Raw genomic sequence first — 13,533 nt, forward strand, 5'->3', positions numbered from 1 at the left:
AATTTGAAATTTTTAAGATCTTTGACGTTTCTCAATCTTCAGAAAAAGTTTAAAAATAAGTTTAATATTAACATTTTGGATTATATTAAGCCCAAACCAACCAGCATTTGTTTTAAAGATTTTGAAAACAAACATTTAACCGCCAAGCAAAAGGAAGTTCTTTTTGACATAGAAATTAACAATTATTCAAAAGTAATATTTAGCGGCGGGATTGCAAGTGGTAAGACGTTTTTAGCCTCATATTTGCTTGTTAAAAAGCTTATTGAAAACAAATCTTTTTATGAAAAAGATACCAATAATTTTATTATAGGCAATTCTATTGGCTTGTTAATGACAAATACCATAAAGCAAATAGAGAAAATTTGCAGCTTGCTAGGAATTGATTACCAGAAAAAGAAAAGCGGGCAGTCTTTTTGTAAGATAGCAGGCCTTAAGCTTAATATTTATGGGGGAAAAAACAGAGATGCTTTTTCTAAGATTCGTGGGGGCAATAGTGCAATAATTTATGTAAATGAAGCAACAGTAATTCACAGAGAAACTTTGCTTGAAGTGGTAAAAAGGCTTAGAAAGGGTAAAGAAATTATTATTTTTGATACAAATCCGGAAAGCCCCGTGCACTATTTTAAAACAGACTATATTGAAAATACAGATGTTTTTAAGACGTATAATTTTACAACGTACGACAACCCTTTAAATTCAGCAGATTTTATTCAAACCCAGGAAAAACTTTACAAACGTTTTCCCGCCTATAAGGCTCGTGTGCTTTACGGAGAGTGGATTTCAAATGAATCTACACTATTTAATGAGATGATTTTCAATCAAGATTATGAATTTAAAAGCCCAATAATGTACATTGATCCTGCATTCTCAGTAGGCGGAGACAATACAGCTATTTGTGTTTTAGAGCGCACCTTTGAGAAGTTTTATGCATATATTTATCAAGATCAAAAACCAGTAAGCGATAGTTTAATGCTTGCTTCCATTCAAGTTTTAATAGAAAATTTTAATGTAAATACCGTTTACATTGAGGAGAGGGATAGCATCAAAGGGGATGGAATCTTAACTAAAACAATTCTTTTCTTGAGAAACAAAAGCACTCACTATTTTAAAGTTGCACCAATAAAACCTTTGAGCAATAAATTTAAAAGAATATGTGCGCTTATTCCTTTGTTTGAAAGCCGCAAAATAGAATTTTTAAAAATAGTAAGCAAAAATGTAGTATCTGATATTTACAGCTACAAGGGAGACGGCAAAACAAAAGATGATGCACTTGATTCTCTTGCAAATGCGTATCTTCTTTTAACGCTAAATTATAAAGAAAAATTATTTCATTTCGGCAGGTTTAAATATTTATAATTTGATCTAAATTTTAGTTATTGATTTAAGTTTTTTGTAATTAATAATGATTTAAAAAGTTTTTGTCTTTTGTGCTAATTTTGCCAAAAATTTCTGTTTGCCTTAAATCTAGGCTAAAACAATATTAAATAAATTTTTAAAATAATTAAACCAGTATATTAAAAAATATAATGGTTTGTAAAAAAAATAAACCAAATATTCAATCTTTTAAAAGTTTTGAAAAATTATTTTTAAAGTTTAATTTTTTTGTGAAATATTATTGATGTGATTTATAATTTAATTTTATTATTTTTTATTTTAAAGGAGTTAACCACGAAAAGCAGATTTTTTTATTTTTGTTCTCAAACTTTAATTTTTTTAGTTTTAATGCTTTTTAAGCACAATGTTAACTTTAAAAAAAGCTAAGTTTGAAATATTTAAGCTATTTTTTTTTCAAAAAGAGAGTTTATTTTGCATCAATTTTGATTAGATTTTATTGGATTAGCTAAAAAATAGCATTAGAAGAATTTGTGAGGTTTGCCAAATTTGCCTAGTGCAATCATTTTTAAGATTTATCTATTCAATCTATTCAAATATATTTCAAGGAGAGAGAAATATGAGAATTGCCGGTCTTCTTTTTTTTTTTAATACGTCTTTTGGGTTGTAGTTATTTTAAAAAGTTAAACAATAAAAATTTATTAGCCAAAAATAAGAAGAAAGCCTCAGATTATAACAGAGAGTATTATCAGAAAAACAGAGAAAAACTTAAATTAAGAGCCAGAGAGCGATATCGTAGAAATAAAAAAAAATAAATAAAAACAAATAGAAATAATTAAGTTTATTAAAATTATTAAAAATTTTAAAGCACGTTTAATATTAAATAATATATTTAGATTAAATGGCAGATTTATGTCAAAGATGCATGTTTTTTGTTTATTTGAATAATTTTGTGCTTTTGAAATAAATTAAATTTTAATTAGGAGAATATGTATGAAGAGATATATTTATGTATATATCATTTCAGTAGCGGTAATTTCTTGTTATTTTAATGATTTTTCTGGTATGAAAAAAAACAACTTTAATAAATATGATTTAAATTTTTCTGAGCTTTCTTTACCTGAGAGAGAAAATGCTATTTTAAAAATTCAAAGAAAATTTGAAAGCATAACTAATAAAATAAGCTCTAGGATATCTAATTATAGTGAGATTAAAGTTAGCAATTTTTTTAGCGAATCTAGTGAAGAAAAGATTAATCTTTTAAGCAAAATATTAGAGATTTTAAAAGTACAGCACGGATTAATAGAAAAAAGTAGCAATAGCTTAAGCAAGATTAACATGTTAAGCGGAAGCAATTACGATGTTCTTGATCCACAGCCAGAATTAAAACTTTTAAATCAAAAATATTCAGATATAGATGAAAAATTAAGAGAAATATGTAGTTACATTCTTAGCAACAGCATTGATTTTAATAAGGTTTTAAAGGATTTGATTTATTTAAAAGAGAGCGCCTTGAAGCTAATAAAAAGGTAGGCTTTTGTAATAAGTTTTTTATAAATAGAGTCATTAATTTTTGACTCTATTTATAAAAAATCATTTATTCTTCTAAAGGTTTTATTTCTGATAGGGCAAATCTTTCTGAATTATTTGTATTCCACCCTAGCCATTTATCGTTTTTAAAAAGATAGTTTCCCGCAACACTGTATATTGGAATTATTGGATAATCATTTTCAATAATTATTTCTTCTATCTTTTTTAATGTTTCTAATCTTAGTTTTTCGTCCTCTTCAAGATCAGATTTTATTATAAGCTCATCAAGTTCGGGATTTGAATATCCGTAGGATACAAAATGCGAGCTTTTAGTTTCAAATATATTAAAAAATGCCATGGGATCTAAATAATCTCCTTGCCAAGACCTTACTGAGATCTCATATTGACCCTTTAGAACGTTTGATATGTGGTTGGTCCATGTTTCAGGCGCAATTTCCACATTAATATTTAAAACTTTTTTCCACTGGCTTTGAATAAAATTGGCAACTTCTTTTTCAAGGTCATCGTTATTGTATTTTATTGTAAGAGTTGGAAAATTTTTCCCATCCGGATATCCAGCTTCGGCTAAAAGTTTTTCTGCTTTTCGTGGGTTGTATGGCTTAAGTTTTTTACCGTAATTATAGTTGTTAATATTAGGACTTATTTTTCTTGTTGCTTTAAAGTTATTATCAAGCGCTCTGTAGACCAGAGTTTCTCTGTCAATCGCAAGAGCCAATGCTTCTCTTACTTTTACATTGTCAAGGGGTTTACCACTTGTGTTTAATGACAAAAACCCAATTTGATTAATGTCAGCTGTATAGAAATCTTCTCTTAAGATAAGCTCATTAACAAGAGTTAAGGGTATGTTGTTAAAAATGGCATCTATTTCATTGTGCTCATACATGCTGTAAATTCTGCGGGGGTCGTTTATAGTAACAAATATAAGTTCATTAATAGCAACGTTTTTAGCATCATAAAATTTTTTATTCTTTTCAAGAGATATTTCTTCGTTTAAGGCTCTTCTTTTTAGCTTAAAAGGCCCGCTTGTAACCATGTTTTCTGGGTTTGTCCATTTATTTCCAAACTTTTTAACAACGTGAGTGGGAATAGGTATAAATATTGGGTTTGTAAGCATGTCAAGAAAATATGTTGTTGGGCGAGAGAGAGTTATTTCTAAAGTTTGTCCATTGATTGCCCTTATTCCAACCTCATCTGCATTTAATTTTGTTTTGTGAAATTCTTGTGCATTTTTTATCTTTGATGTTAATAAGCTAATATTTGGCACATCAAGATCATTTTCTAAGGCCATTATGTAAGAATCTCTAATGGTGTTTGCCGTTATTTTAACGCCGTCACTCCAATAAATGTCGTCTCTTAAATAGAATGTATAACAGGTGTTGTCATAGGAAATATCCCAATTTTTTGCAAGTCCCGGTCTGTATCCACCTGTTTTAGGATCACCCCTTAAAAGCCCAACAAATAGTTCGTTTATAATTAAATTGCCCAGTCTATCGCTGCAAAATTGTGGATCAAGCGATGTTGGTTCGTTTCCAATGCCAATGCCAAAGATAATGTCATCTTTTGGTTTAGACGTTGTGCACGAGATTACAACAGCAATGCTAAGTGTTAAAAGCAACTTTTTTTTGACAATCATTTTATTATTGCCTCCTTTGTTTTTGTAATAGTTAATAGCAAATTATATTGCAATCTTTTTTTAAAAGATTTTGTTCTGCTTCTAAGTGCTCGCGGAGCTTATTGTTTTTGTTTAAAGAAAAGTTAAAGGAAAACAATAAAAAAGATACATTGTTTACACATTGTTTATTTAAAACTACAAATAAGGCCTCAAGGCCTTATTTGTAGTTTTAAAGAAGTTTTCAATGAATTGTTGATTTATAACAATAGACAAGTATATATCGCTCTTTGTTTTTTTCAAATAAAATTTAAACCTTTATTTTATGTTATAACTTTTGGGGAAATGAAAATTTAATTTTTAATTTCTTTTCTTTTTTATTTTTAAAGAATAAAATAAAATAAAAAAATCGATTGATTTTTTGTATGCCTTGAGAATGCCAGAAAATGAACTATAATGAGAGTTTATTTTTTCAGTGGAGGAAGTTTATAATGAAAACAATAAACGTGGCATTCATATTACTGCTAGCGATGTTTTCTTGTAGACAAAATTTTGGCGATGTTAAGGCGCTCACAGAAATTGATTCTAGGAATAGCATTTTTCTTGTTACTGGCGATGTAGTAGTTAAAGATCAAATTCCTAAAGAGATTTCTTTAACTCCCGAAGAAGCTCAAAAGTTAGAGACTTTAAAAATCTTTTTAAAAGATGCAATAGCCGTTAATGGCAGAGATGAAAAGCTAAAAGTTGAGTACGAGAAATCTTATAAAGAATTTTTTGATTGGTTTTCTAAGGATGTTGAGAGACAAAAAGAGTTTGTAAGCTTTTTTGACAATATTTTTAGCATTTTATCTAAAGCAGTAGATTTAAGCAAAAAGCAAAGGCCCGATCCGCGATTTTTAGATTTAGACTTTAAGGATTATGTTTGTTATAAAATTAAAAACAGCACTGGTGGATATTTAAGCTTATTTTTCCAAAAGGTAGCTGATGCATTTGGCGGTGATGCTTACAAAAAAGAGAATGACGAGCACAGCGAAAAGCCTGTAAAATGCAATGAAGAGATTTTTAAAGTAATTAAAACGGCGTTTACCGAAAGTGAGAATAACAACGAATTGAAAAATTTGAAAAATTGTGAGAGCAATAGCGAGTACATTTGAAATATTATTTTTGTAAGGACAGGTTATAGACTTAACTTGTCTTTATTTTTTAAAAAGACCTTTAAGTATCTTTTTAAGGATATATCTTTATTAGGGTATGAGTGATAAAAGTAACGTAAATAGCGATTTTCAAGATTTTGAATTTAATAGTATTAATAATGTTAATAATATTGAATTTGCCAAAGAATTATCAAAACAGGTGATTAATTCTGCTTTAGAAGTAGAGACTAATTTAAATAAAATTTTAAATACAAAGAATTTACATGATGCTCATTTAAAGGTCCAAAAGTCAAAATCAAAACTTATTTCTGTGATCGATCTAGCCAAAAAGCTAAACAATCATCTACTTTTAGAATTTGATAAAATTTCTGATTTTGATATTCCCATAACATTTAGGATTGTTGACCAGATTTTAAAAGTATTTTATTGGACAATAGTCAATTTTAATTTTCACACAGTAAGTGAGATTGACTCAGTAGGGTTAAAAGAGATTGATTTTTTACATGAAGATGAAGAAGGAATAAAATCAGCCGAAGAAGAGATTAGTGGCATTGAAAATTTAAAGACAAGAGAATTTCTCTGCGACCTACTGTTGGTTATTAAATCTACATTTCAAGCAGACAAAGCTTTAATAAAAGCAATAAGAGCATCTCTTTTAGTATCATCTTTTATTGCTCAACAGGGAATAGAAGGCAAAAAGATTTTATTTTCTTATGTTTAGATTAAGTTAATTGGGTTTTCTGTATTTTTCAATATTAAAAGGTAGAGAAATCGCTCTCTACCTTTTTAATATTTATTGGGATTGGATAAAGTATTAATTTAATTTTCTTTATAATATCATTTTACAATGTTTATTTTGCAACAATGCGAGCAAAAGTAAGTAGAATATTTTGTAAGCTTTACTTATATTCTTTAATTAATATTAGCATAAATACCTTAAAACATATTAATTTTTTTATAAAATTTTGAATCAATTTTAATATTGACATTTTATGTATCAATATTACTTGATAATTATTATTAAATAATACTTATTTGCATAAAAAACTGTTTTTGATATAATAATGTATATAATGATATTTAAAAAAATGATTAACGAATTTAAAATGGAAATAAAAAACAATAAATCCCAAATAAACCCTATTGATGTTTACAGATATTCAATTTTTTTTAGAAACTACATAGAAAGTACAGCAGAAGACGCGCTTAAGAATGGAATTAGTTTAAGCTTGCTTGAAACGTCTTGTTTAAAAGAAGGCAGTAAATCTCTTGTAAGCTTAAAGGTAGAGTTAAAAGAAGCTCTTCTTGAAGCAATGATAAGCTATAGATTTAATGGAGCAGGCTATATTTTAGTAAAACCCAAAAGTGAAGATGAAGATTTAAGCAAAAAGGTTAACAGCGAGTTACCAACAGGTTTTAAATATTTAGATTTTCAAAAAATTATTAACAAAAGAGATTCTAACTACATAGAGTACCTTTCAAATTCAAAAGACCCAGATGGTTTTGAGAAAGCAAGGATTGTAAAAATAGATAAAAGCAGAGTAATAATTTATGAAAATTATGATTATGTTTTGGGCGTGCAAGAACCTGCTTACACGCAAAGTTTACTGCTTAACATTTGTCTTTTAGAACAAATTTATTTAGAAATAGAAAAAAGAATAAGAAATTATAATTTTTTGTTTTATAAAGACGAACATTTGGTAGAACTTGTTGAATCTTTAGAGATTGCAAAAGAAGAAATAAATGCCTTAGTAAACAGCAAAGGCAAAATATTTTCTACTTTTTTTAAAGCTCAAGAGCCAAACAAAAATTTTCAAGCATTAAGTAGCGCCTCTGACGAGCTTAGCCGAGAGCTTAGCAAGATTAAAAGCGCGCTAAACAATGATGGAATTTTTTATACAGCATCAGAGAATGCACGTCTAGAGGTAATAAAATATGATTTAGAATTTTTAAAAGACGCATTTGAACTTGTTAAAGCAAAAATTGGAGCTGATACTAAAGAGCCTTTAACCAGAAGTTTTAACGAACAAGTTAAAGGGCTTGGTAACAGCGGCAAGGGAGACAAAAGCAATTATTATGATTATTTAAAAGGTGTTCAAGAATCTGTTGCCAATGCGTGCAATCTCAAGCTTAACAAATATTACAGATTAAATATGAAGTTTAATGAGCTTGAAGCTTTAAGCTATGAGCAAAGACTTCAAAAAGACAATTTGCTTCTTGATGTTTATTTTAAATATTTAGAGCTAATTAAAAATGAAAATCTAAGTGACAAGGCAAAAGAAAATCTAAAAGAACAATTAAGTTTGGTTATTTAAAAGGAGTAATTATGGAAAAAATGGCAACAAGTGCAGACAAAAACAGCCAAGAAGATTTAAAAGACACCAAAGGTAAAAACAATGAAGTTTTAAGCGACGCTTTGATTCGTGAGTTTTTGGAATATAAAAATCTCAAAAGTGAAAATGATAATTTAACTGGTAATTATTCTCACAATGACTTAAGAGAATTTGTTGAGATAAATAAACTTGCAAATGATAATTTAAGTTTTGAGTATAATACAGAAAATCTTTTAGCAAAAGGGTATTCTTTTAAAGAGGTTGTCAAAGGACAAGCCGAAGAGCTTATTAGAAAGTATGTAAAATTAGCGCAAATATTTGCTGTAGCTGGAACTTGCAACCTTGAAGAGATTGACCCGCGTTCCCGTGCAATACTAATAAGGCTTGCAAAGACCAATATTGATCAAAATAAGAATTCAGAAAATTCATACAAAGTGATTAATTTTCAAAGAATAAAAGTAGATCAAAAAAATAATTTAAGAGACAGCAATGCTTTTTTTGGCACGTATCATGATTTAAGAAAAGCAATGCTTAATCAGTGGGAAGAGATTAAGAATGAATTTTATTGTAATAAAAAGATATTAGCTTAAATTAGCTTAAATTTTTGTAATTTAAGCTTTTAATAAAAAATTTTAATGAAAAAATTAAATAAGAAATCAATTTAAAAAAGGAGATTATTAATGAGCGATTCAATTGATTTTCAAAAAGAGATAGAAAAACTAAAAGCATCAAAAGTAGAACTTGAGAGCCAGCTTGAAAGTTTAAAGAAAAATCAAGCTCAAAAAATTGTTTTAGATAAACTGCAAAGCGTTAATGCTAGCAGTTACCCGGTGTTTGAGAACAGTAACAAATTTCAAGACGCAGGGCTTTATTTTGCTCAAAAAGGCGGTCTAAAAAACTCTTCTGCTGATAAGTTTGAAAATTATCAAGCTTTAGACTTTTGCTACAAATGTGGGGTTAAGCTTATTGTTAATGGTTCAAGTTTACAAATAGCAAAAGGCGGTGGTAGCGATCTTTACGGGGTTTGTGTAGACTTTGACGATTTTTCAAGAACCGGTACGGTTGTTCCAATCACTTGTAGTTTTGAATGCGTTTTGATCACTAAAGACAAAACCATCAAAGCAGAAGACAAATTAATAATAAACAGCGAAGGGGTTTTAGAAAAATCTAGCAAGAATGCATCTGTTATTCATGCTTTAGCATTAGGACCAGCTGAAGAATTTAAAGACAGAAGAGATGTTTATGGAGTTAGAGTTCTTTTTTTAGTCAAGCAAATAAAAGATTCAATTTAAAATAGGAGAATTTAAAATGGATGAGAGTATATTAAATAATGAGGAATATTTAAACACAGTAAGGGATGTTTTAGTTAGAGAATGTCCAACCCCTGAATATTATCATTTTTTAGATTCACAGCAAATACAAAGTAGCAATATTTCTCTTGGAAGTGACAGAATTATTAAGTGGTATTCTAATTTAACAGATATTCCTACATTAAAGGTTAATGATTTTAACACAGTCTCAACAATAAAGTTCCAAAGACAAATGGTAAAAATCAATTACTTACCTTTTCAGTATGCATTTACTTACTATGCACCAGATGGAAAAGTTAGCGTAGAGGCAAACACAAATATTAATATGAGAGAAGGGCTCTTAGGAGCAATAATTGAGATACAAAAGTTAATGAGCGCGCACTATTTAAGGGGTGGACTTACGCTCTCAAAAGGCAGTAAAAGAACTCTTCTTGTTGATGAGTCTAACAATGAAACTATGTATGGACTTTTAAATCTCCCAAACCAAATAGACAAAACGGTTAAACAGACAAACATATTAGATCAAGTAAAATCAATAAATGAAGATCTTTCAAAGATTAATTTAGAAGATGAGAGAAGGGTACCTTTTAAAATACTTACAACCAGCAAAATCAAAGGTCGTTTGCTTGAAAGACTTCCAAACAACAATTATTCATACAAAGACATGCTTTTTGATTTTATAAGTGCAATTAATAATGATGCAGATATTGAGCTTGAGACTACAAATTTACTAGACGATGAAATTTTAATATACCCAAGAAGTAGCAAACTTCTACTTTTAAAAGACGGGCATCAGCCGATATTAAATTCATACACAGAAGTTTCAAGTAGCAATTTTAGAACAAGTTTTCTTGACTTTTCTATTGGAACAATTTTGGCAACAAAAAATTCAATCCTTAGGATAAAATTGAGCTAAAAAATGAATGACAGCAAAGTAGATACCAATCAGGCTTTAAGTGAAAATTTAAAAACTCTAGAAAGTGATAATTTAGAATCACTACAAACAGTATATGAGCAAATACTGAGTCTTTTAATGCTTGATTTTAAAGATCTAAGCATTAAAGAATTTTCTTTATATTTAAATTTACTTGAGAATATTTTAATTTTTAAGAGAATAAGAATTACAAGTTTAAATGATTCTACAATATTTGTTTTAATTTATTATTTTATTGGTTGCGAGTTAAAAAGACGAAACAGATTAAAAGGCTTTAATTTAAATAACATTAAGTTTGAAAAATTTAAAGAAATATCATTAGAATATTTTCCCACAAATCTTGGCTCTAGCGGCTGTGGGGGTGATTTTTGCAAATGTTTGGATGGTTTAATAGAAGATTTAAGAGCAAAAGGCTCTCTAATAGGAGTAGTTAAATGAAGTCTTTAGAGATGATTAATATTGGTTTAAGTAATATTATTAGTACATATTCACAAGAACTTTTTTTCTGTAAATTTAGAGCAGTCAAAGATCCAATCAGTGCGTCTTATGAAACTAGATTTAAAAGCTCTGATACTGTTGTTTTTAAAGGAATGTTTTTGTTAATTAGTCCAGAAGAAGTGGTTGAGATTGAAGGTGTAAATATCTTTGACAGTAATAGTTACGCCAAGGTATATACACTTGAGAATTTGGAATTTGAGTACGGAGATTTGGTTAAGGTTTTTGATGATTTTTATTCGATCTTAGGGGTTCAAAAAAGCTACAACGAAGGCCTAAATTACAATACTCTAGTTTTAAGGAGCTCTTGTTGAGTGTAAAGATTAAGTTTAAAGACAATTCTTTTAATGCAGAAAATAGCATTAATATTAAATCTGAAGAAATTACAAGAGAGCTTAATTTCAAACTAGCAAAGGCTTTTTACAAAGAGTTTTATTCTAATATTTTTTCAAACAATGGAATAAAAACAGCTTTTAGAAAGTCTATTCAAAAAGGACTTGTTGAAATAAAAGATCAGTTTATAGTTTTTTGTAAAAATTATTCACTTATCAGGCAAAAAGACTTAAGACCAAAAAGAGCTTTAAATACTAAAGAGGCTAAAGAGGACAAAAAATCTAAAGGATTTAAAAGTTTTCTCAAAAACATTAAAAACCCAACGGGCCTCTTGAAAGCAAAAGAAAGGGAAAGTCATGATTATAGGACTAGATAAATCTGTACAGTTTTTAATAAAAATACTTACAAATTTTAAAAAATATTTATATCTTAAAGAAATAGAGTTAGAAATTTTAAATACCTATAACCACCCGTATTTAGAAAAGTTTGCTACAAATACTAGTAATTTACTTGTATTAAAAAGCGAGTCTTTTGAAGGGCTTACTCCCAGAAATCTAAGAGGTAGAAATTCTTATCAAGAGTCTAATGAGTTTAGATTAAGGTTTTCGCTTTATTTTTTAAGTTTTGTTTTATTTAAAGCTTACAGAGATTCTTATAAGAGCATTTGCAAAGTGTATGAACACTTTTTAGAATTTTTACACGAAAATAGATTTAGGTTTGAGTTTACAAAAGAGCTTGAAAGCGGTTCTTATTTGCTTTTAACTTATTATCTGTGTTCGGTTAGCAATTTAAATAATGATGGGCTTCTTGGTGTTTCCAATATGCATTCTAATATGTGTTTTAGTTTTAATCAAATTTTTGTTGCAAATATACAGGTTTTAAAACAAGAGAGATAAATTTTTTTGAAATAAAATAAATAAAATAAATAAAATAAATAAAAATAAATTTAAAAGGAGTATAAATGCCAAAAGATACAATAAGCATTAGTTTGGTGCAAAACAAACTAGCTTTCAATAATGTTAATTATTACAATCCGCTTGTAATCTACAAAAGCAATGTTTTAGCAAGCAAACACTTGGCATTAAGTGTTACAAATTTTCAAGATCTTCTTGAAAAACTTGAGATGCAAAAGGCCCAAGAGTCTGATTCTTCCAAGAAAAAAATAGCAGAAGATCAGCTTAGCGCTTTGAAAAAATCACTCAGTGATTTTTTCGGACAAGAAGGGCTTAGGTCTGTTGATTTTTATGTTTACAACCAGATTAAAGAGATTAAAGATTTTTTAAAATCCAACTTACATTCGTTTGTAGTTTTTGTAAATCACGCAGAAGATACCCTTAGTAGCGATTTTGAAGAGATTAGAAAAGCTTGTAGTTTTATTGTAATTTCTACTAAAGATGGCAACTTGCCAAATTTTTTAAAAGGCAAAAACAAAAGCGAGTTTAAAAATGTTATTGCTGTTTACGCTAGGGATCAAAATTTGCACCTTAAGTTTACAGCAGCGTATTTGCATCAAGCAAGCATTTTTCATGCTGTTAATCCTTATGGTATGATTTTAAATTCTGCTCCTGTTTATGATGACTCTTTAATTGATTCTCTTAGAAAATCCAATATTAATTTTTACTCACTTCTTAATGAAACTGGCAATGACGGCATTTTAGCTTTCAAGGAAGGGGTTAATCTTTCAGGCGATCCAATTGATGAGTCTTTCACGCTTTTTTACATTAAAAATGAATTAATAAAAGAACTTATTAGGATTTGGAATAAAAACAATAGAGCTAACAGCAAACTTGGAGCTTTAAATTTGGACAGTAATTTGCCAAACGAATACACAGCAGGGCTTGAATGTTTTTTTCATGAACTTAAACAAAAAGGGCTTATTGTCTCTTATAAAGAGATTAAACTTAAAATTAATTCTTCTGAGGGTTTAAGCTTAAGCTTAGAAGTTGCACTCAAATACAATGACAGCTTTAATAGCGTTAATTTGGCAATAACAACACAAGAGATAAACGAATATTTAAGGAGAGCATCATAATGAGAGAATATTATTCACTTGATTTAATATTTTTTAGCTTTAATGACAATTTAATAGACACAGGCACTCTTGAGTACAGCACAGAGCCTAATGTAATGGCTAAAGCAAGCACAGAAGACAGAAATTTCCCAATTCCAAGCTTTAGAGATCCAAGAACTGTTGTTCATATTTTTGATTTAGAAGTAAGCAAAGGATCTCTTGATTACAAACTCTTAACAAAGCTAAGCAATGAGCAATTTTACGAGAATGTACCAAAATCTAAAAAGTTAAAAAGATTGGTGTTTAACGATCAAATGGGACTTAAAATTATTTCAAATAGTGCCTTTTTTGCAGAAATTCCAACTAGAAAGTATTCATCTGAGAATGATACTGTTAAGTTTACAATTCATGCAATCAATTGTGATGTTGAGAAAGCAAGTTAAATGCAATTTAAATGCAAGTTCAAAGCAA

Annotated in this window: 15 protein-coding genes; 14 read left to right on the top strand and 1 reads right to left on the bottom strand. The window is 28.6% G+C overall.

The window, feature by feature from the left end:
• Positions 1 to 3: 3 nt before the first annotated feature.
• Together LRB30_RS03225 and LRB30_RS03230 are read left to right on the top strand one after the other, a co-directional pair.
• Positions 4 to 1,356 (top strand): PBSX family phage terminase large subunit, encoded by a 1,353-nt coding sequence (locus tag LRB30_RS03225; RefSeq protein ID WP_231014057.1) that lies wholly within the window; start codon positions 4 to 6, stop codon positions 1,354 to 1,356.
• Between the two features lie 969 nt (positions 1,357 to 2,325).
• On the top strand, positions 2,326 to 2,865 hold the full coding sequence (locus LRB30_RS03230) for a hypothetical protein (protein WP_231013795.1): 540 nt from the start codon (positions 2,326 to 2,328) through the stop codon (positions 2,863 to 2,865).
• A gap of 64 nt (positions 2,866 to 2,929) precedes the next feature.
• On the opposite strand, the gene LRB30_RS03235 is transcribed toward LRB30_RS03230, so the two are convergent.
• Positions 2,930 to 4,516 (bottom strand): peptide ABC transporter substrate-binding protein, encoded by a 1,587-nt coding sequence (locus tag LRB30_RS03235; protein WP_231019255.1) that lies wholly within the window; start codon positions 4,514 to 4,516, stop codon positions 2,930 to 2,932.
• Positions 4,517 to 4,983: 467 nt separating this feature from the next.
• Here LRB30_RS03235 and LRB30_RS03240 point away from each other — a divergent pair, with 467 nt between their 5' ends.
• The 12 genes from LRB30_RS03240 (at position 4,984) to LRB30_RS03295 (ending at position 13,505) form a co-directional block, all read left to right on the top strand.
• Complete coding sequence (locus tag LRB30_RS03240) at positions 4,984 to 5,646, top strand: hypothetical protein (RefSeq protein ID WP_231019259.1); 663 nt, start codon at positions 4,984 to 4,986, stop codon at positions 5,644 to 5,646.
• 97 nt (positions 5,647 to 5,743) lie between these two features.
• Positions 5,744 to 6,367 (top strand): hypothetical protein, encoded by a 624-nt coding sequence (locus LRB30_RS03245; protein WP_231013791.1) that lies wholly within the window; start codon positions 5,744 to 5,746, stop codon positions 6,365 to 6,367.
• Between the two features lie 352 nt (positions 6,368 to 6,719).
• Positions 6,720 to 7,961, top strand: a complete 1,242-nt coding sequence (locus tag LRB30_RS03250; protein ID WP_231013796.1) for an anti-CBASS protein Acb1 family protein — start codon at positions 6,720 to 6,722, stop codon at positions 7,959 to 7,961.
• 11 nt (positions 7,962 to 7,972) lie between these two features.
• Entirely contained in the window at positions 7,973 to 8,569 is a 597-nt protein-coding gene (locus LRB30_RS03255; RefSeq protein ID WP_231013790.1) for a DUF1357 family protein, read from the top strand.
• 90 nt (positions 8,570 to 8,659) lie between these two features.
• Complete coding sequence (locus LRB30_RS03260) at positions 8,660 to 9,271, top strand: DUF228 domain-containing protein (protein WP_231013789.1); 612 nt, start codon at positions 8,660 to 8,662, stop codon at positions 9,269 to 9,271.
• A gap of 16 nt (positions 9,272 to 9,287) precedes the next feature.
• Positions 9,288 to 10,205, top strand: coding sequence for a hypothetical protein (locus tag LRB30_RS03265; RefSeq protein WP_231013788.1), 918 nt, complete (start codon positions 9,288 to 9,290; stop codon positions 10,203 to 10,205).
• A gap of 3 nt (positions 10,206 to 10,208) precedes the next feature.
• Complete coding sequence (locus LRB30_RS03270) at positions 10,209 to 10,661, top strand: DUF3890 domain-containing protein (protein WP_231013787.1); 453 nt, start codon at positions 10,209 to 10,211, stop codon at positions 10,659 to 10,661.
• On the top strand, positions 10,658 to 11,032 hold the full coding sequence (locus LRB30_RS03275) for a DUF1506 family protein (RefSeq protein WP_231013786.1): 375 nt from the start codon (positions 10,658 to 10,660) through the stop codon (positions 11,030 to 11,032). Before LRB30_RS03270 ends, LRB30_RS03275 begins: the two co-directional genes overlap by 4 nt.
• Entirely contained in the window at positions 11,029 to 11,427 is a 399-nt protein-coding gene (locus LRB30_RS03280; protein ID WP_231013785.1) for a hypothetical protein, read from the top strand. Before LRB30_RS03275 ends, LRB30_RS03280 begins: the two co-directional genes overlap by 4 nt.
• On the top strand, positions 11,408 to 11,947 hold the full coding sequence (locus LRB30_RS03285) for a DUF764 family protein (RefSeq protein ID WP_231013784.1): 540 nt from the start codon (positions 11,408 to 11,410) through the stop codon (positions 11,945 to 11,947). The genes LRB30_RS03280 and LRB30_RS03285 overlap by 20 nt, the downstream gene beginning before the upstream one ends.
• 65 nt (positions 11,948 to 12,012) lie before the next feature.
• Positions 12,013 to 13,083 (top strand): DUF787 family protein, encoded by a 1,071-nt coding sequence (locus LRB30_RS03290; protein ID WP_231019271.1) that lies wholly within the window; start codon positions 12,013 to 12,015, stop codon positions 13,081 to 13,083.
• A complete protein-coding gene (locus LRB30_RS03295; RefSeq protein ID WP_231013782.1) occupies positions 13,083 to 13,505 on the top strand; it encodes a DUF1463 family protein in 423 nt (140 codons plus the stop codon). The genes LRB30_RS03290 and LRB30_RS03295 overlap by 1 nt, the downstream gene beginning before the upstream one ends.
• The last annotated feature ends 28 nt before the right edge of the window (positions 13,506 to 13,533 follow it).

Origin of the sequence: Borreliella americana, from assembly GCF_021043605.1 — a bacterium.
GTDB classification, from domain to species: Bacteria; Spirochaetota; Spirochaetia; order Borreliales; family Borreliaceae; genus Borreliella; species Borreliella americana.

What these genes read in the sequence shown, in the direction of transcription:
- LRB30_RS03230 (WP_231013795.1), top strand. Translation starts at nt 2,326, where the DNA reads ATGAAGAGATATATTTATGTATATATCATTTCAGTAGCGGTAATTTCT.
- LRB30_RS03235 (WP_231019255.1), bottom strand. Translation starts at nt 4,516, where the DNA reads ATGATTGTCAAAAAAAAGTTGCTTTTAACACTTAGCATTGCTGTTGTA.
- LRB30_RS03240 (WP_231019259.1), top strand. Translation starts at nt 4,984, where the DNA reads ATGAAAACAATAAACGTGGCATTCATATTACTGCTAGCGATGTTTTCT.
- LRB30_RS03245 (WP_231013791.1), top strand. Translation starts at nt 5,744, where the DNA reads ATGAGTGATAAAAGTAACGTAAATAGCGATTTTCAAGATTTTGAATTT.
- LRB30_RS03250 (WP_231013796.1), top strand. Translation starts at nt 6,720, where the DNA reads ATGATATTTAAAAAAATGATTAACGAATTTAAAATGGAAATAAAAAAC.
- LRB30_RS03255 (WP_231013790.1), top strand. Translation starts at nt 7,973, where the DNA reads ATGGAAAAAATGGCAACAAGTGCAGACAAAAACAGCCAAGAAGATTTA.
- LRB30_RS03260 (WP_231013789.1), top strand. Translation starts at nt 8,660, where the DNA reads ATGAGCGATTCAATTGATTTTCAAAAAGAGATAGAAAAACTAAAAGCA.
- LRB30_RS03265 (WP_231013788.1), top strand. Translation starts at nt 9,288, where the DNA reads ATGGATGAGAGTATATTAAATAATGAGGAATATTTAAACACAGTAAGG.
- LRB30_RS03270 (WP_231013787.1), top strand. Translation starts at nt 10,209, where the DNA reads ATGAATGACAGCAAAGTAGATACCAATCAGGCTTTAAGTGAAAATTTA.
- LRB30_RS03275 (WP_231013786.1), top strand. Translation starts at nt 10,658, where the DNA reads ATGAAGTCTTTAGAGATGATTAATATTGGTTTAAGTAATATTATTAGT.
- LRB30_RS03285 (WP_231013784.1), top strand. Translation starts at nt 11,408, where the DNA reads ATGATTATAGGACTAGATAAATCTGTACAGTTTTTAATAAAAATACTT.
- LRB30_RS03290 (WP_231019271.1), top strand. Translation starts at nt 12,013, where the DNA reads ATGCCAAAAGATACAATAAGCATTAGTTTGGTGCAAAACAAACTAGCT.
- LRB30_RS03295 (WP_231013782.1), top strand. Translation starts at nt 13,083, where the DNA reads ATGAGAGAATATTATTCACTTGATTTAATATTTTTTAGCTTTAATGAC.